The 14,252-nt window shown below is 60.6% G+C and carries 18 protein-coding genes; 8 read left to right on the top strand and 10 right to left on the bottom strand.

What is annotated here, in order from left to right; genetic code table 11:
* The first annotated feature begins 232 nt into the window (after positions 1 to 232).
* The 4 genes from ftsY (at position 233) to rpoH (ending at position 4,307) form a co-directional block, all read left to right on the top strand.
* On the top strand, positions 233 to 1,636 hold the full coding sequence (gene ftsY, locus CKW32_RS12940; protein WP_095185135.1) for a signal recognition particle-docking protein FtsY: 1,404 nt from the start codon (positions 233 to 235) through the stop codon (positions 1,634 to 1,636).
* Complete coding sequence (gene ftsE / locus CKW32_RS12935) at positions 1,633 to 2,304, top strand: cell division ATP-binding protein FtsE (protein WP_003213784.1); 672 nt, start codon at positions 1,633 to 1,635, stop codon at positions 2,302 to 2,304. Before ftsY ends, ftsE begins: the two co-directional genes overlap by 4 nt.
* Positions 2,301 to 3,323, top strand: a complete 1,023-nt coding sequence (ftsX, locus tag CKW32_RS12930) for a permease-like cell division protein FtsX (RefSeq protein WP_032884149.1) — start codon at positions 2,301 to 2,303, stop codon at positions 3,321 to 3,323. Before ftsE ends, ftsX begins: the two co-directional genes overlap by 4 nt.
* A gap of 129 nt (positions 3,324 to 3,452) precedes the next feature.
* The gene (gene rpoH, locus CKW32_RS12925; RefSeq protein ID WP_003176698.1) at positions 3,453 to 4,307 is read left to right on the top strand and encodes an RNA polymerase sigma factor RpoH; all 855 of its coding nucleotides are present in this window, start codon (positions 3,453 to 3,455) and stop codon (positions 4,305 to 4,307) included.
* A 120-nt stretch (positions 4,308 to 4,427) separates the two neighbouring features.
* Here rpoH and mtgA read toward each other — a convergent pair whose 3' ends face one another.
* Positions 4,428 to 5,150, bottom strand: a complete 723-nt coding sequence (gene mtgA, locus CKW32_RS12920) for a monofunctional biosynthetic peptidoglycan transglycosylase (RefSeq protein WP_032884148.1) — start codon at positions 5,148 to 5,150, stop codon at positions 4,428 to 4,430.
* 74 nt (positions 5,151 to 5,224) lie between these two features.
* Here mtgA and CKW32_RS12915 point away from each other — a divergent pair, with 74 nt between their 5' ends.
* From CKW32_RS12915 to trmB, 4 genes are all read left to right on the top strand, one after another.
* The gene (locus CKW32_RS12915) at positions 5,225 to 5,602 is read left to right on the top strand and encodes a DUF423 domain-containing protein (RefSeq protein ID WP_032884146.1); all 378 of its coding nucleotides are present in this window, start codon (positions 5,225 to 5,227) and stop codon (positions 5,600 to 5,602) included.
* Between the two features lie 71 nt (positions 5,603 to 5,673).
* On the top strand, positions 5,674 to 5,874 hold the full coding sequence (thiS, locus tag CKW32_RS12910) for a sulfur carrier protein ThiS (protein WP_032884144.1): 201 nt from the start codon (positions 5,674 to 5,676) through the stop codon (positions 5,872 to 5,874).
* A 48-nt stretch (positions 5,875 to 5,922) separates the two neighbouring features.
* Positions 5,923 to 6,717, top strand: coding sequence for a thiazole synthase (locus CKW32_RS12905; RefSeq protein ID WP_032884143.1), 795 nt, complete (start codon positions 5,923 to 5,925; stop codon positions 6,715 to 6,717).
* A gap of 9 nt (positions 6,718 to 6,726) precedes the next feature.
* Positions 6,727 to 7,455 (top strand): tRNA (guanosine(46)-N7)-methyltransferase TrmB, encoded by a 729-nt coding sequence (gene trmB, locus CKW32_RS12900; RefSeq protein WP_095185134.1) that lies wholly within the window; start codon positions 6,727 to 6,729, stop codon positions 7,453 to 7,455.
* Positions 7,456 to 7,595: 140 nt separating this feature from the next.
* Here the strand turns inward: trmB and CKW32_RS12895 are convergent, their stop codons facing one another.
* From CKW32_RS12895 to CKW32_RS12855, 9 genes are all read right to left on the bottom strand, one after another.
* Complete coding sequence (locus CKW32_RS12895; protein WP_032884141.1) at positions 7,596 to 7,919, bottom strand: DUF3392 domain-containing protein; 324 nt, start codon at positions 7,917 to 7,919, stop codon at positions 7,596 to 7,598.
* Between the two features lie 17 nt (positions 7,920 to 7,936).
* Positions 7,937 to 9,139 (bottom strand): radical SAM family heme chaperone HemW, encoded by a 1,203-nt coding sequence (gene hemW / locus CKW32_RS12890; protein ID WP_095185133.1) that lies wholly within the window; start codon positions 9,137 to 9,139, stop codon positions 7,937 to 7,939.
* Positions 9,136 to 9,732 carry an RdgB/HAM1 family non-canonical purine NTP pyrophosphatase gene (gene rdgB / locus CKW32_RS12885; RefSeq protein ID WP_025859581.1) on the bottom strand — a complete coding sequence of 199 codons (597 nt, stop codon included), beginning with the start codon at positions 9,730 to 9,732 and terminating at the stop codon, positions 9,136 to 9,138. The genes hemW and rdgB overlap by 4 nt, the downstream gene beginning before the upstream one ends.
* Positions 9,729 to 10,163 (bottom strand): DUF4426 domain-containing protein, encoded by a 435-nt coding sequence (locus tag CKW32_RS12880; protein WP_032884139.1) that lies wholly within the window; start codon positions 10,161 to 10,163, stop codon positions 9,729 to 9,731. Before CKW32_RS12880 ends, rdgB begins: the two co-directional genes overlap by 4 nt.
* A 21-nt stretch (positions 10,164 to 10,184) precedes the next feature.
* Positions 10,185 to 10,805, bottom strand: coding sequence for a methionine biosynthesis protein MetW (gene metW / locus CKW32_RS12875; RefSeq protein ID WP_010207236.1), 621 nt, complete (start codon positions 10,803 to 10,805; stop codon positions 10,185 to 10,187).
* Between the two features lie 7 nt (positions 10,806 to 10,812).
* Positions 10,813 to 11,952, bottom strand: coding sequence for a homoserine O-acetyltransferase (locus CKW32_RS12870; protein WP_095185132.1), 1,140 nt, complete (start codon positions 11,950 to 11,952; stop codon positions 10,813 to 10,815).
* A gap of 118 nt (positions 11,953 to 12,070) precedes the next feature.
* Entirely contained in the window at positions 12,071 to 12,661 is a 591-nt protein-coding gene (locus CKW32_RS12865; RefSeq protein ID WP_032884137.1) for a YggT family protein, read from the bottom strand.
* Between the two features lie 9 nt (positions 12,662 to 12,670).
* Positions 12,671 to 13,489 (bottom strand): pyrroline-5-carboxylate reductase, encoded by an 819-nt coding sequence (proC, locus tag CKW32_RS12860; protein WP_032884136.1) that lies wholly within the window; start codon positions 13,487 to 13,489, stop codon positions 12,671 to 12,673.
* 33 nt (positions 13,490 to 13,522) lie between these two features.
* The gene (locus CKW32_RS12855; protein ID WP_032884134.1) at positions 13,523 to 14,209 is read right to left on the bottom strand and encodes a YggS family pyridoxal phosphate-dependent enzyme; all 687 of its coding nucleotides are present in this window, start codon (positions 14,207 to 14,209) and stop codon (positions 13,523 to 13,525) included.
* Between the last annotated feature and the right edge of the window lie 43 nt (positions 14,210 to 14,252).

Genomic DNA, 14,252 nt, shown 5'->3' with positions numbered 1-14,252 from the left:
CGTTTTTAAACCTGTTGGGCTGCCCGCTTGGTCTTAGCGTCAGCGGGCGAGGAGGTGCTAGGATACTGGTCGAATATACGGACGGCCACTGCGGCAGTCTTGTTGAGGCCCTATTTAGGCCTTACAAAATGTTGCGCATGAACGAGCTGGCTAAAAAACAGTCTGTTACGCATCGAATTTTATTTACCGACGTGCCGCTCTGGCACTTCGCTACCTTGAGATAGCCGTCTCCATGTTTGGTTCCAACGACGACAAGAAGACCCCAGCTGCGGCTGGCGAGAAGAAAGGCCTGTTCGGATGGCTGCGCAAAAAGCCGCAGGAAACCGTTGTCGAACAGCCACAGGTTCAAGCTGAGCCGATCCCCGAACCTATAGTAGAAGCCGAGCCGGTTGCCGAAGTGCCTGCGCCGGTGGTGTTGCCGATGGCTGAGCCGGTGTTGCAGCCAGTGGTTGAGGCCGAGCCTGAGCCTGAGCACAAGCCGTGGCCTGAGTTGCCAGTGGCCGAAGAGCCCGTGGCGTTGGTCGAAGACATACAGGCTGAGCACGTGGTCCCGCCGATTCCTGCGGTGGTTGAGCCGGTCGAGGTGGTGGCCGAAGCGCCACTCGCCGTGGAGGTCCCGGTTCCTGCGCCTGTTGTGGCCGCTGAGCCTGCCCAAGTTATCGAGGTTGTCGAGCCAGAGCCGATCGCCCCACCCACCGAAACAAGCAAGACCGGCTTCTTCGCTCGTCTCAAGCAAGGCCTGAGCAAGACCAGCGCCAGCATCGGCGAAGGCATGGCCAGCCTGTTCCTGGGCAAGAAGGTCATCGATGACGAACTGCTGGAAGACATTGAAACCCGTCTGCTGACCGCCGACGTGGGCGTCGAAGCCACCGCGGTGATCATCCAGAGCCTGACCCAAAAGGTCGCGCGCAAGCAGCTGACCGATGCCGATGCGCTCTACAAATCCTTGCAGGCCGAACTGGCTGCGATGCTCAAACCCGTGGAAGCGCCGCTGGTGATCACTCCGAACAAGCCGTTCGTGATCCTGGTAGTGGGCGTCAACGGCGCCGGCAAGACCACCACCATCGGCAAACTGGCCAAGAAACTGCAATCGGAAGGCAAGAAAGTCATGCTCGCTGCCGGTGACACCTTCCGCGCCGCCGCCGTTGAGCAATTGCAGGTCTGGGGTGAGCGCAACAAGATTCCGGTCATCGCCCAGCACACGGGTGCCGATTCCGCCTCGGTGATCTTCGACGCCGTGCAAGCCGCCAAGGCTCGTAACATCGATGTGCTGATCGCGGATACCGCTGGTCGTCTGCACACCAAAGACAACCTGATGGAAGAGCTGAAGAAAGTCCGCCGCGTTATCGGCAAGCTCGACGCTGACGCGCCGCACGAAGTGCTGCTGGTGCTGGACGCTGGTACCGGCCAGAACGCTATCAGCCAGGCCAAACAATTCAACCAGACGGTCCAACTGACCGGCCTGGCGTTGACTAAGCTCGACGGCACGGCCAAAGGCGGTGTGATCTTCGCCTTGGCCAAGCAGTTCGGGTTGCCGATTCGTTATATCGGCGTCGGTGAAGGCATCGACGACCTGCGCACCTTTGAGGCCGAACCCTTTGTACAGGCACTGTTTGCCGAGCGGGAGCGTTCATGATTCGATTCGAACAGGTCGGTAAACGCTATGCCAACGGGCATGTCGGCTTGCATGAGCTGAGCTTTCGAGTGCGTCGCGGCGAGTTCTTGTTTGTCACCGGTCACTCGGGGGCCGGCAAAAGTACGCTGTTGCGCCTGCTGCTGGCCATGGAACGCCCGACTACCGGCAAGTTGCTGCTCGCCGGCCAGGACCTGGCCACCATCAGTAATGCGCAGATCCCGTTCCTGCGCCGCCAGATCGGCGTAGTGTTCCAGAACCACCAGTTGCTGTTCGATCGCACGGTGTTCAACAACATTGCGCTACCGCTGCAGATTCTTGGGTTGTCCAAGGCCGAAATCGTCAAGCGTGTGGATTCGGCCCTGGAGCGCGTGGCGCTGTCGGACAAGACCGACCTCTACCCCGGCGACCTCTCGACTGGTCAGCAGCAGCGCGTCGGCATCGCCCGCGCCATCGTCCATCGCCCGGCCTTGCTGCTGGCGGACGAACCTACCGGTAACCTCGACCCGCGTCTGGCGGCCGAGATCATGGGGGTGTTCGAAGACATCAACCGCCTGGGCACCAGCGTATTGATCGCCAGCCACGACCTGGCGTTGATCGCCCGCATGCGCCACCGCATGCTGACCCTGCAGCGCGGTCGCCTGATCGGTGACGGGGAGGCTGGCGTATGAGTGCCACACGTAGCCCTAAGGTTTCCGAGCGCGTTGCGCCAAAACCGGCCGACCCGCAACCGAAAAAGAAAAAACACGACGATGACGACGGCCCGGACTTCAGCACCTTGCTGCGCGCCTGGATCGAAAGCCACCGCGCCAGCCTGCTGGACAGCTTGCGCCGTCTGGGCAAACAGCCGATCGGCAGCTTTTTCACCTGCCTGGTGATGGCTGTGGCCTTGAGCCTGCCAATGGGCTTGTCGCTGCTGCTTAATAATGTGGAGCGTTTGGGCGGTTCCTGGCAGCGTGCGGCGCAGATTTCGCTGTACTTGAACCTGGATGCCAGTACCAAGGAAGGCGAAGCGCTACGGGACGATATCAAGAATATGCCGGGCGTCGCGGACGCCGAGTACGTTAGCCGCGACCAGGCCCTTGAGGAGTTCCAACAGCAGTCCGGCCTGGGCGAGGCGCTTAAAGAGCTGCCGCAGAACCCACTGCCCGGCGTGGTGCTGGTGACCCCGAATGAAGTCGACAAGCCGGCCCTTGAAGCCCTGCGGCAAAAACTCGCAGAGATGCCGAAGGTGCAACAGGCGCAACTTGATCTAGTCTGGGTAGAGCGCCTGGCGGCGATCCTCAAGCTTGGCGACCGTTTTGTGTTCGGCCTGACGGTGCTGTTGGTGTCTGCATTACTTTTGGTGATAGGTAATACCATTCGTCTTCATATTGAAAACCGTCGCATCGAGATAGAAGTGATTAAACTGGTCGGCGGCACGGACAGCTATGTGCGTCGGCCTTTTCTGTACATGGGCGCGCTTTATGGCCTGGGTGCGGGGATTTTGTCCTGGGGCGTGCTGGCGTTCGGCCTGAACTGGCTGAACGACGCAGTCGTTGGGCTTGCCGGCTTGTACGGCAGTGATTTTGCCCTGGCCGGGGTACCGGTGGCCGATGGTCTGTCACTCTTGCTTGGCGCGGTATTGTTGGGTTATATCGGTGCCTGGATTGCGGTCGCACGGCATTTACGTGAGCTGGCACCGAAGTAGTTAATGTCAGATTAATGTGGTTTCGTTTGTATTGACCGTATCAGTGGTTTAGGGAACTTGTCCTACGGTTCCCGGTCAATTTTCGCAGTGCTGAACTGCACGAGTTATGTGAGTCGGAGGTTTTTTCGTATGACCACTTCTTTGCAACCTGCTTATGCCTTGGTCCCTGGTGCGAACCTGGAAGCCTATGTGCACACGGTCAACAGCATTCCATTGCTGACGCCCGAGCAGGAGCGTGAACTGGCCGAGAGTCTCTACTATGAGCAGGATTTGGGGGCGGCTCGGCAGATGGTGCTCGCCCACCTGCGTTTTGTCGTACATATCGCCCGTAGCTATAGCGGCTACGGGTTGGCCCAGGCTGACCTGATTCAGGAAGGCAACGTCGGCCTGATGAAGGCTGTAAAGCGCTTCAACCCTGAGATGGGCGTGCGCCTGGTGTCGTTTGCCGTGCACTGGATCAAGGCGGAAATCCACGAGTTCATCCTGCGCAACTGGCGCATTGTGAAAGTCGCGACCACCAAGGCCCAGCGCAAGCTGTTCTTCAACCTGCGTAGCCAGAAGAAACGCCTGGCGTGGCTGAACAACGAGGAAGTCCACCGCGTGGCCGAAAGCCTCGGTGTGGAGCCCCGTGAAGTGCGCGAAATGGAAAGTCGCCTGACCGGCCATGACATGGCCTTCGATCCGGCCGCGGAAGCTGACGACGACAGCGCCTTCCAATCGCCGGCCAACTATCTGGAAGACCACCGGTACGACCCGGCTCGTCAACTGGAAGACGCCGACTGGAGCGACAATTCCAACCACAACCTGCACGAAGCGCTGGAAGTGTTGGACGACCGCAGTCGTGACATCCTCTACCAGCGCTGGCTGGCGGAAGAAAAAGCCACGCTGCACGACTTGGCGCAGAAGTACAACGTGTCGGCCGAGCGAATTCGTCAGCTTGAGAAAAGCGCGATGAACAAGCTGAAGTTGTCGATCGCCGCTTAAAAGCGCCGCTTAAAAATGTGGGAGGGGGCTTGCCCCCGATAGCAGAGTGTCAGTCGACATCAAAATGACTGATCCAACGCTATCGGGAGCAAGCGTCCTCCCACATTTTTTTGTGTTGTATCAGTCGGACCAAGGCGCTTTGCGCGAGTTGTTCAGTTCCACCAGATAACCATCTCCGCCTAGCTGGCTCATCTGCTGGCGAATCCACGCCGCCCGCCGCGCCACATAAGCGGTCGGGTGGCTGGCACTCCATACCCGTGGGTTAGGCAACACCGCCGCTAAATAGCTGGCCTGCTGCCGGGACAAGCCCTTGGCGCTTACGCCGAAGTGATGCCGTGCCGCCGCCTCCGCGCCGAATACGCCTTCATCCCATTCCACGCTATTGAGGTACACCTCAAGAATCCGTTGCTTGGGCCACAGCACCTCGATCAACCCGGTAAACCAGGCCTCCAGCCCTTTGCGCAAATAACTGCGGCCAGCCCACAGGAACAGATTCTTCGACACCTGCTGACTCAACGTACTGGCGCCGCGAATCGAACCGCCGCGCTCGTTGTGCAGGATCGCCGCCTGGATCGCGCCGAAATCAAAGCCCCAATGCTGCGGGAAACGCTGGTCTTCACCGGCCATCACCGCCACTTTGAGCTCATCGGAGATCTCGTCCCACGGCACCCAGGTGCGCTGCAGGTCAATGGGTTCGCCGTCGAACCAGGATTCGACCTTGCGCTCCACCATCAGGGCGGTGAAGGGCGGCGGGACGACACGAAACAGCAGCACCAGCAAAACACTGCCGATGGCAAACCATTTCACGACGTTGAGAAAGCGTTTGAATAGGAGACGCAGCATAGAGATGGCTTGGCCGAACCCGTTGAGCGGGCCATTATACAGACCCTGCCCGATGAGTCTGACTGGAGTTCCCTATGCTGCGTAGCTTTCTGATGCTGGCCGCGTTTTTCGGCTTCACCGGTGTGGCCTTGGGCGCGTTTGCCGCCCACGGCCTGAAAAACCGTCTGAGCGCCGAGTACCTGGCGATCTTCCATACCGGAGTCACCTATCAACTGGTGCACACACTGGCGCTGTTCGGCGTGGCGTTGCTGGCCGCCCATCTTCCCGGCCGCCTGGTGACTTGGGCCGGTATCTCGTTTGTCATCGGTATCCTGCTGTTTTCCGGCAGCCTCTACGCGCTGACCATGACCGGTATCAGCAAGCTCGGCATCATCACGCCGTTCGGTGGCCTGGCGTTCTTGCTCGGCTGGTTCTTCCTCGGTTTGTTTGCCTGGCGCTTGCAGGTCGTCTGACCAAGGGACTTGGGCCGGCAACGCCAATCAAGCTAGAATGCTGGCCCCTAAAAACGATGGCGGCCCGCGGCATGCGCATTCTGTTGAACGGCGAATCCTTTGAACTGCCCGACGGTGAAACCGTTTCGGCCCTGCTGACCCGTCTGGACCTGACCGGGCGTCGCGTCGCAGTGGAGCTCAACCTGGATATCGTTCCGCGTAGCCTCCACGCCGAGACTGCGCTCACCGAAGGTGATCAGGTTGAAGTGGTCCACGCCATCGGCGGCGGCTAGTCGCCTGCCCGAATTCTGCAGAACCTCACCCCATTTCGAGGATTTCCCATGAGCATCGTTCGTAGCGACAAGCCCTTCGTCCTGGCCGGTCGTACCTACCAGTCCCGCTTGCTGGTCGGCACCGGCAAGTACCGCGATATGGAAGAAACCCGCCTGGCCATCGAAGCCTCGGGCGCTGAAATCGTGACCTTCGCCGTACGCCGCACCAACCTCGGTCAGATCGAGGGCGAGCCGAATCTGCTCGAAGTGCTGTCGCCGGATCGCTACACCTTCCTACCGAACACAGCCGGTTGCTATGACGCCATTGAAGCCGTGCGCACCTGCCGCCTGGCCCGTGAGCTGCTTGATGGTCACAACCTGGTGAAGCTGGAAGTGCTGGCCGATCAGAAAACCCTGTTCCCCAACGTGATCGAAACCCTCAAGGCCGCTGAAACCCTGGTCAAGGAAGGCTTCGACGTGATGGTCTACACCAGTGATGACCCGATCATCGCCCGTCAATTGGCGGAAATCGGCTGCATCGCCGTGATGCCGCTGGCCGGTCTGATCGGTTCCGGCCTGGGTATCTGCAATCCGTACAACCTGCAGATCATCCTCGAAGAAGCCAAGATCCCCGTACTGGTGGATGCGGGCGTAGGCACTGCCTCCGACGCGACCATCGCCATGGAGCTGGGTTGCGACGCTGTGCTGATGAACTCCGCCATCGCCCATGCTCAGCAACCGATCATGATGGCCGAAGCCATGAAACACGCCATCGTCGCAGGCCGCCTGGCTTACCTCGCCGGGCGCATGCCGAAAAAACTCTACGCCAGCGCCTCTTCGCCGCTGGATGGTCTGATCAAGTAAGAGCCATTGATGACTGAATCAAACGAAACGCCGAACACCGTGGAAGAAGCAGGCGACGAGTCCAAGCATCGCCGCATCAAGAGCTTTGTGATGCGCGCCGGTCGTATGACCGAAGGGCAGCAAAAGGGTCTGGAGCAGGGCACGCCGCTGTTCGTATTGCCCTTGGCCGATGCGCCCGTGGACTACGACCAAGTGTTTGGCCGTTCGGCCCCGCGCTCACTGGAAATCGGCTTCGGCATGGGCCACTCCCTGCTGGAAATGGCCGCTGCCGGGCCGGACCAGGACTTCATTGGCGTGGAAGTACACCGCCCAGGTGTCGGCGCACTGCTTAACGGCGTCCTGACTCAAGGCCTGACTAACCTGCGGGTCTACGACTGCGACGCGATTGAAGTGCTTAACCGTTGCATCGCCGACAACAGCCTTGACCGCCTGATGCTGTTCTTCCCGGACCCATGGCATAAATCCCGCCACCACAAACGCCGCATCGTCCAGGCTTCCTTCGCGGAGCTGGTGCGCAGCAAGCTCAAGGTTGGCGGCATCCTGCACATGGCCACCGACTGGGAGCCGTATGCCGAATACATGCTGGAAGTGATGGACGTTGCCCCTGGCTACCGCAACCTGGCCGAAGATGGCAAATGCGTGCCGCGCCCGGCTGAGCGTCCGATCACCAAGTTCGAACGTCGCGGCGAGCGGCTGGGGCATGGGGTGTGGGATTTGAAGTTCGAGAAGCTGGCGTAACTCGCCACTGACTTGAAATGCAATTCAATGTGGGAGGGGGCTTGCCCCCGATAGCGGAGTGTCAGTCGACATCAAAGTGACTGATCCACCGCTATCGGGGGCAAGCCCCCTCCCACAGTTGTTTTGTGTTGGATTTGAGGTCAGCGGCGATCGGCGACGACGCCAATCAATACCAGTACCACCACCAACACCGGCGCCAGGCTGTAGTTATTGAACTGGCTCAAGCCCCGCACAATCCACGGTGTGGCGTAGATCAATGCAGCGCCGCTGCCGACCATGCACACCAATGCCATCAACGGGACCCGCAAGGCGCCGGCGATGCTGCCCAGGCGTGCTTCGACCCAGCCCTTGATATCTGCGCCGAACAGCACCAGCAAACAGCCCACGAGCGCTAGGGAGATTTCCGACAGGTTGCTGCGGCTCCAGCGGGATACGGTGGCGAGCAGGTCGAGTACCAAATCCATTCGAATTCCTTAGAGCGTCAGCTCAAAAACTTCTGCAACAGGTCATTGAGAAAGAGTTGCCCGCGATCAGTGGCCGCCAGGCGTGACGGTTCGACCTGCATTAAGCCACTTTGTTCTGCCTCGCGACGTGCCTCGTCAAGGCTCGCCAGGTCGAGGCCCGTGCGCTCGGCGTAGAGCCTGGCGTCGACGCCGTCGGTGAGGCGCAGAGCGTTCATCAGAAACTCGAAGGGTAGCTCGTCATTGGTCAGCTCCTTCGCCCCAGCCTGGAAGCTTTTGGTTGGGTTCAGGTAGTCCTTTGGCGCGCGGGTCTTCCAGGTGCGCACGATGCGCCCGTCCGGATGGCTGAGCTTGCCGTGGGCGCCGGCGCCGATGCCGATAAAGTCGCCGAAGCTCCAGTAATTCAGGTTATGCCGCGCCGGGCGGCCCGGTTGGGCATAGGCTGACACTTCGTATTGGGCGTAACCGTGCTCGGCCAGCAGTGCCTGGCCTGCTTCCTGGATGTCCCAAAGGGTGTCGTCTTCTGGCAGCGCCGGCGGCTGGTTCCAGAACACCGTGTTGGGTTCCAGGGTCAATTGATACCAGGACAAATGCGTGGGGTTGAGCGCGATGGCCTGGCGCAGGTCGCTGAGGGCGTCGTCCAGGGACTGATCGGGCAAACCGTGCATCAGGTCCAAGTTGAAGTTATCAAATCCGGCCTGGCGCGCCATCCCGGCAGCGCGTACAGCTTCGTCGCCATTGTGGATACGGCCCAGGGCCTGAAGTTTTTCCTGCTGGAAGCTCTGGATACCGATGGACAGGCGGTTGATCCCCAGCTTGCGGTACGCCACGAACTTCTCTTGTTCGAACGTGCCGGGGTTGGCTTCCAGGGTGATCTCGATATCGCCGGCAAACGGGATGCGCGCTTCCACGCCTTTGAGCAGGCGACCCAGTGCTGCAGCGCTGAACAGGCTTGGGGTGCCACCGCCGAAGAAGATCGAACTCAGCTCCCGGCCGTAAACGGCATGCAGGTCCTGATCGAGGTCGGCCAACAGTGCGTCCACGTACTCTTCTTCCGGCAGCACTTTGCTTGCGGTGTGAGAGTTGAAGTCGCAATACGGGCATTTACGTACGCACCACGGGATGTGGATATACAGCGCCAGAGGCGGCAGCACGGGCAAGGCCGCCCGAGGTGTTTGCGCGCCGCCGTGGATCAGCGGCAGCGCCTGGGTGTCGTGGGTCATTTCAGGCTCAGGCGTTGGCGCAGCAAATCCATTGCGCGGGCGCGGTGGCTGATCTGGTTCTTGTCGGCCGGGCTCAGTTCTGCGCTGGAGACATTGCGCTCTGGCACCCAGAACAGCGGGTCATAGCCAAAACCATGCTCACCGCTGGCCGCATGCAGGATGCGCCCGTGCCACAGGCCTTCGCAAAGGATCGGCAACGGGTCGTCCGCATGGCGCACCAGGGCCAGCACGCAGACGAACTGCGCGCCGCGTTCGGCGTCCGGCACGTCCTTGAGGGCGTCTAGCAACTTGGCGTTGTTGGCCGCGTCACCTTTGCCATCGGCGTAGCGCGCCGAATAGATACCAGGGGCTCCGCCGAGAAAATCCACCGCCAGGCCAGAGTCATCCGCCAGCGCCGGAAGGCCCGAGATACGTGCGGCATTGCGCGCCTTGAGGATGGCGTTCTCGACGAACGACAGGCCTGTCTCTTCCGGCTCGACCTGGCTGAACTCGCCAATCGAGCGCAGTTGCACGGAGTCGCCGAGCATGGCCTGCAGTTCTTTGAGTTTGCCGGCGTTATGGCTGGCGAGTACGAGCTGGGTAAGGTTCATCATTCCGCCGGAAACAGTTCCTGGTTGAATTGGAAGCTATGGGCTTTGCCGCCGGTTTCAACGTTGATGGTAAACGTCTTGTATTCCCGCTGGGTCACGGCGTAGGGCGCGAGATAATTGATCCCGCCTTTTTCGTTGATTTGCTTGAAGGTGAGGATCTCGCTCTTGCCGCCCAGATCCTTGATGGTGCCCGTTACTTGTGCGGCCACGGGGGTCACGCCCTTGATCACGGTCACATTGATCAAGCCCTTCTCCTTACTGCGTACCACGCCGACTTTCTGGGCGGTTTCCGGTTGCAGGAAGCTGGAGGTGAAGGTGTTGTAGTGAACGGTGATATCGCCGAAGTCTTTCTTGCGATTTGCGTCGATAGCGTCGGCTGCCAAGGCGTTGGCACCCAGGCAAGCGGTCAGTAGAAAAATAGCCAAGCGACTCATGAGCGCCCCTCTGGAAAATGATTAGACGGCAATTTTGTGGTCGGTCAGGCCAGGACTGCTGACCCGGTAGATACCGATTTCGCCCAACAGGTTGGGCCATAGTTTACTCGCCCAGCCGTGACGGTGCTGTTGATCGACGGCAAGTCGGTTAATCACTTTGGCTTCACGCTCGCCACACAGCGCTTCGAAGTCTTCGAAGGTGCAGAAGTGGATGTTCGGCGTGTTGTACCAGGTGTAAGGCAGGAAATCCGACACCGGCATGCGACCCTTGGTCGCCAGGTACCAGCGGCAGCGCCAGTGGCCGAAGTTAGGGAAGGTGATGATGCACTGGCGACCCACGCGCAGCATTTCGTCGAGGATGCGGTCAGGGTAGTGCACCGCTTGCAGGGCTTGGGTCATCACCACGATGTCGAAGCTGTTGCTGGCAAAGTTACCCAGGCCCTTGTCCAAGTCCTGCTCGATCACGTTGATGCCCTTGGCCACGCACTGGGCGATGTTGTCCGGGTCGTTTTCCAGGCCATAGCCGGTGACTTGCTTGTTGTCGCGCAGCCAGCTCAGCAGTTCGCCATCGCCGCAGCCCAGGTCAAGCACGCGGCTGCCGGCGGGGATCCATTCTTGGATGATTTCCAGGTCGGCTCTCATGGCGTTCTCACACTGTAATCCGGTTCATGTAATTGCCGAACGCCTGCAAGTAACGCGGGATCGGAATCAGGAAGGCGTCGTGGCCTTGCGGCGCATCGATCTCCAGGTAGCACACGTCTTTGCGTGCGGCCATCAGTGCATCCACCAGCTCGCGGGAGCGGGCCGGGGAGAAGCGCCAGTCGGTGGTGAACGACATCACGCAGAACTTGGCCGTGGCGCCTTCGAAGGTTTTCGCCAGGTCATCGTCGTGGTTGGCCGCCGGGTCGAAATAGTCCAGGGCCTTGGTCATCAGCAGATAGGTGTTGGCATCGAAACGCCCGGAGAACTCCTCGCCCTGATAACGCAGGTAGCTTTCGACCTGGAATTCGACGCTGTGGAAATCGTAGTTGAGCTTCTCGCTCTTGAGGCCACGGCCGAATTTTTCGCCCATGGAGTCATCGGACAGGTAGGTGATATGCCCGACCATCCGCGCCAGCATCAAGCCGCGCTTGGGAATCACGCCCGCTTCCTGGAACGAACCGCCGTGGAACTCGGGGTCGGTGAGGATCGCCTGGCGCGCCACTTCGTTGAAGGCGATGTTTTGCGCCGACAACTTGGGGGCCGAGGCGATGGCCAGACAATGGCGTACGCGATCAGGGTAGGTGATGGTCCATTGCAGTGCCTGCATCCCGCCCAGGCTGCCACCGATCACGGCGGCCCACTGGTTGATGCCCAACAAATCGGCAAGACGCGCTTGGCTGTGTACCCAGTCTTCCACGGTCAGCACCGGGAAGTCGGCGCCGAACGGCTTGCCGGTTTCCGGGTTGATACTGCTGGGGCCAGTGGAGCCGTTGCAGCCGCCGAGGTTGTTCAGGCTGACCACGAAGAATTTGTTGGTGTCGATGGGCTTGCCGGGACCTATACAGCTGTCCCACCAGCCGGGCTTGCGCTCGTCGGCACTATGGAAGCCTGCTGCGTGGTGATGACCGGACAAGGCGTGGCAGATCAGCACGGCGTTGCTCGCCGTGGCGTTCAGTTGGCCATAGGTTTCGTAGATCAGGTCGTAGGCGGGCAGAGAACGGCCGCAGGCCAGGGCCAGGGGTTCGCTGAAGTGCGCCACTTGGGGCACGACCAGACCAACAGAATCGGGGGGAAAGGCAGCTGGCATCGACCCTGCTCTCGTTTAAATGAGGCGTAAGTCTAAAGACCACTGCACCCAGCGGCAAGCAAAGGCCTGCGCGCTTCGAAATGAGGGAGGGAGCAAGCCCCTCCCTCATTTGTTTGCGTCAGATCAGCAGGCGCAGAATCTCTGGCATCCCGGTCATGGTGGCCAGGTTGTTGATCACCAGCATGTCCAGCAGCTTGAGCACCATGAACGCCAGGATCGGCGAGATATCCAGGCCGCCCAGGTTCGGCAGCAGGCGGCGGAATGGCGCCAGGGCGGGCTCGCAGATCTGGTTCACCAGTTCGGCGCCAGGGTTGTGGCTACCCGGGGCGACCCAGGACAGGATCACGCTGATGATCAAGGCGAAGAAGAAAATCTTCAGGAACAGCGCGGTCACGCCGATGATTGCCCAAATCAGCAACTGTATGAAATTGCCGGTGGTGCCGTACGTCAGCAGCAGTGTCAGCGCCATCAAGGCCAACTGCACCAGGATCGCCAGTACCAGCGACGACATATCCAGGCCGAACAGGCTCGGGATCACCCGGCGCAACGGCTTGAGCAGCGGCTGGGTCGCCTTGACGATGAACTGGCAGAGCGGGTTGTAGAAGTTGGCACGTACCAGTTGCAGCACGAAACGCAACAGCACGATCAGCAGGTAGAGGCTGCCGAGGGTTTGCAGCACGTAGACGGCTGCGGTGTTCAAACCAATCATATTGGCTCCTTAGTTGCCCAGTTGTTCGGCCATTTCGGCCGATCGGTGCGCAGCGGCACCCAATGCTTTTTCCACCAGGGCTTCAAAGCCCCCGGCCTGGAACGATTCAATGGCGGCCTGCGTCGTGCCGCCTGGTGAGGTCACGCGACGGCGCAGCTCGGCGGCATCGGCATCGCTGGACACGGCCATCTTCGCGGCGCCCAAGGCGGTCTGCTCGGACAGTTGCTCAGCGACTTCCCGTGGCAGGCCGAGTTTCACGCCGGCGGCGGTCATGGCTTCAATCAGCAGGAAGAAGTACGCCGGGCCGCTGCCGGAGACGGCGGTGACCGCGTCCAGTTGTTGTTCCTGATCCAGCCACAGAGCAATGCCCACGGCGGACAGCAGCTCTTGGGCCTGGTCACGTTGTTCGGTGCTGACCTCGGCAGTGGCATACAAACCGCTCACGCCTTGGCGCAGCAGAGCCGGGGTGTTGGGCATGCAACGTACGATGGGCTGGGCCCCCAGCCACTTCTTCATGCTGGCGCAGGTTATGCCGGCAGCGATGGACACCACCAACTGATGCGGTTGCAGATTTGGGCGCAGGCTTTCGCACACGGCCTTCATGGCTTGTGGCTTGACCGCCAGCACGATCACGTCGACGCCTTGGATGGCCTCGGCATTGTCGGCAAAGGTGTCGATACCGTGCTCGGCGCTGACGCGCGCACGGGTGTCGGCGCCCGGGTCACTGGCGCGGATCTGCGCGGCGTCCAGGCCCTTGGCCCGTAGGCCGCCGATCAGGCTGGCCGCCATGTTACCGGCGCCGATAAAGGCAATACGCGTGTTGCTCATGACAGGTCCTTATTCAGAGGGAGGTCAGCCATTTCACGGCTGGCCGTAATCACGGGCGCCAAACAGGGCGGTACCGATCCGCACCCAGGTGGCGCCTTGGGCGATGGCCGACTCAAGGTCGTGGCTCATGCCCATGGAAAGCGTGTCGAGCGGCAGGTTCAGGCTGTTTTGCAGGTCGCGAACGGTAGCGAACGCTGCATCTTGCTCGGTCCGATCTTCAGTCGGCTCGGGGATTGCCATCAGGCCACGCAGCGTCAAGCGCGGCAGGGCGCTGATGGCATTGGCCAGGGCCGGCAAGTCGGCGGGCGTGCAGCCGGACTTGCTGGCTTCGCCGCTGACATTGACCTGGATACAGATGTTCAGCGGCGGCAGGTCGGCCGGGCGTTGTTCGGACAGGCGTTGTGCAATTTTGAGGCGGTCCACGGAATGCACCCAAGCGAAGTTCTCGGCGATAGCGCGCGTCTTGTTCGATTGAATGGGGCCGATGAAGTGCCAACTCAAGGGCAGGTCGGTTAATTCAGCCTGTTTGCCCAGAGCTTCCTGCAGATAGTTTTCGCCGAATTCGAGCTGCCCGGCGGCATAGGCTTCGCGCACTGCTTGGGCGGGTTTGGTCTTGCTCACGGCCAGCAGGTGGATGCTGCTTGCGTCACGTTGCACGGCGTCGGCTGCGGCGCGGATGCGCTGGCTAACCAGGCCGATGTTGTCTGCTATCGTCGACATTCAAGATGCGCCCGTGGATATGGAGTCCGCGGCATTCTACTGG

This window comes from Pseudomonas sp. Irchel 3H9, assembly GCF_900187495.1.
In the GTDB taxonomy this organism is placed as follows: Bacteria; Pseudomonadota; Gammaproteobacteria; order Pseudomonadales; family Pseudomonadaceae; genus Aquipseudomonas; species Aquipseudomonas sivasensis.
The sequence above is the reverse complement of the archived record's forward strand: the minus strand, read 5'-3'. Positions and strand labels throughout refer to the sequence as shown.

Excerpts from the sequence above, each read along its gene's own strand:
- ftsY (WP_095185135.1), top strand. The coding sequence starts at position 233 with ATGTTTGGTTCCAACGACGACAAGAAGACCCCAGCTGCGGCTGGCGAG.
- ftsE (WP_003213784.1), top strand. The coding sequence starts at position 1,633 with ATGATTCGATTCGAACAGGTCGGTAAACGCTATGCCAACGGGCATGTC.
- ftsX (WP_032884149.1), top strand. The coding sequence starts at position 2,301 with ATGAGTGCCACACGTAGCCCTAAGGTTTCCGAGCGCGTTGCGCCAAAA.
- rpoH (WP_003176698.1), top strand. The coding sequence starts at position 3,453 with ATGACCACTTCTTTGCAACCTGCTTATGCCTTGGTCCCTGGTGCGAAC.
- mtgA (WP_032884148.1), bottom strand. The coding sequence starts at position 5,150 with ATGCTGCGTCTCCTATTCAAACGCTTTCTCAACGTCGTGAAATGGTTT.
- CKW32_RS12915 (WP_032884146.1), top strand. The coding sequence starts at position 5,225 with ATGCTGCGTAGCTTTCTGATGCTGGCCGCGTTTTTCGGCTTCACCGGT.
- thiS (WP_032884144.1), top strand. The coding sequence starts at position 5,674 with ATGCGCATTCTGTTGAACGGCGAATCCTTTGAACTGCCCGACGGTGAA.
- CKW32_RS12905 (WP_032884143.1), top strand. The coding sequence starts at position 5,923 with ATGAGCATCGTTCGTAGCGACAAGCCCTTCGTCCTGGCCGGTCGTACC.
- trmB (WP_095185134.1), top strand. The coding sequence starts at position 6,727 with ATGACTGAATCAAACGAAACGCCGAACACCGTGGAAGAAGCAGGCGAC.
- CKW32_RS12895 (WP_032884141.1), bottom strand. The coding sequence starts at position 7,919 with ATGGATTTGGTACTCGACCTGCTCGCCACCGTATCCCGCTGGAGCCGC.
- hemW (WP_095185133.1), bottom strand. The coding sequence starts at position 9,139 with ATGACCCACGACACCCAGGCGCTGCCGCTGATCCACGGCGGCGCGCAA.
- rdgB (WP_025859581.1), bottom strand. The coding sequence starts at position 9,732 with ATGATGAACCTTACCCAGCTCGTACTCGCCAGCCATAACGCCGGCAAA.
- CKW32_RS12880 (WP_032884139.1), bottom strand. The coding sequence starts at position 10,163 with ATGAGTCGCTTGGCTATTTTTCTACTGACCGCTTGCCTGGGTGCCAAC.
- metW (WP_010207236.1), bottom strand. The coding sequence starts at position 10,805 with ATGAGAGCCGACCTGGAAATCATCCAAGAATGGATCCCCGCCGGCAGC.
- CKW32_RS12870 (WP_095185132.1), bottom strand. The coding sequence starts at position 11,952 with ATGCCAGCTGCCTTTCCCCCCGATTCTGTTGGTCTGGTCGTGCCCCAA.
- CKW32_RS12865 (WP_032884137.1), bottom strand. The coding sequence starts at position 12,661 with ATGATTGGTTTGAACACCGCAGCCGTCTACGTGCTGCAAACCCTCGGC.
- proC (WP_032884136.1), bottom strand. The coding sequence starts at position 13,489 with ATGAGCAACACGCGTATTGCCTTTATCGGCGCCGGTAACATGGCGGCC.
- CKW32_RS12855 (WP_032884134.1), bottom strand. The coding sequence starts at position 14,209 with ATGTCGACGATAGCAGACAACATCGGCCTGGTTAGCCAGCGCATCCGC.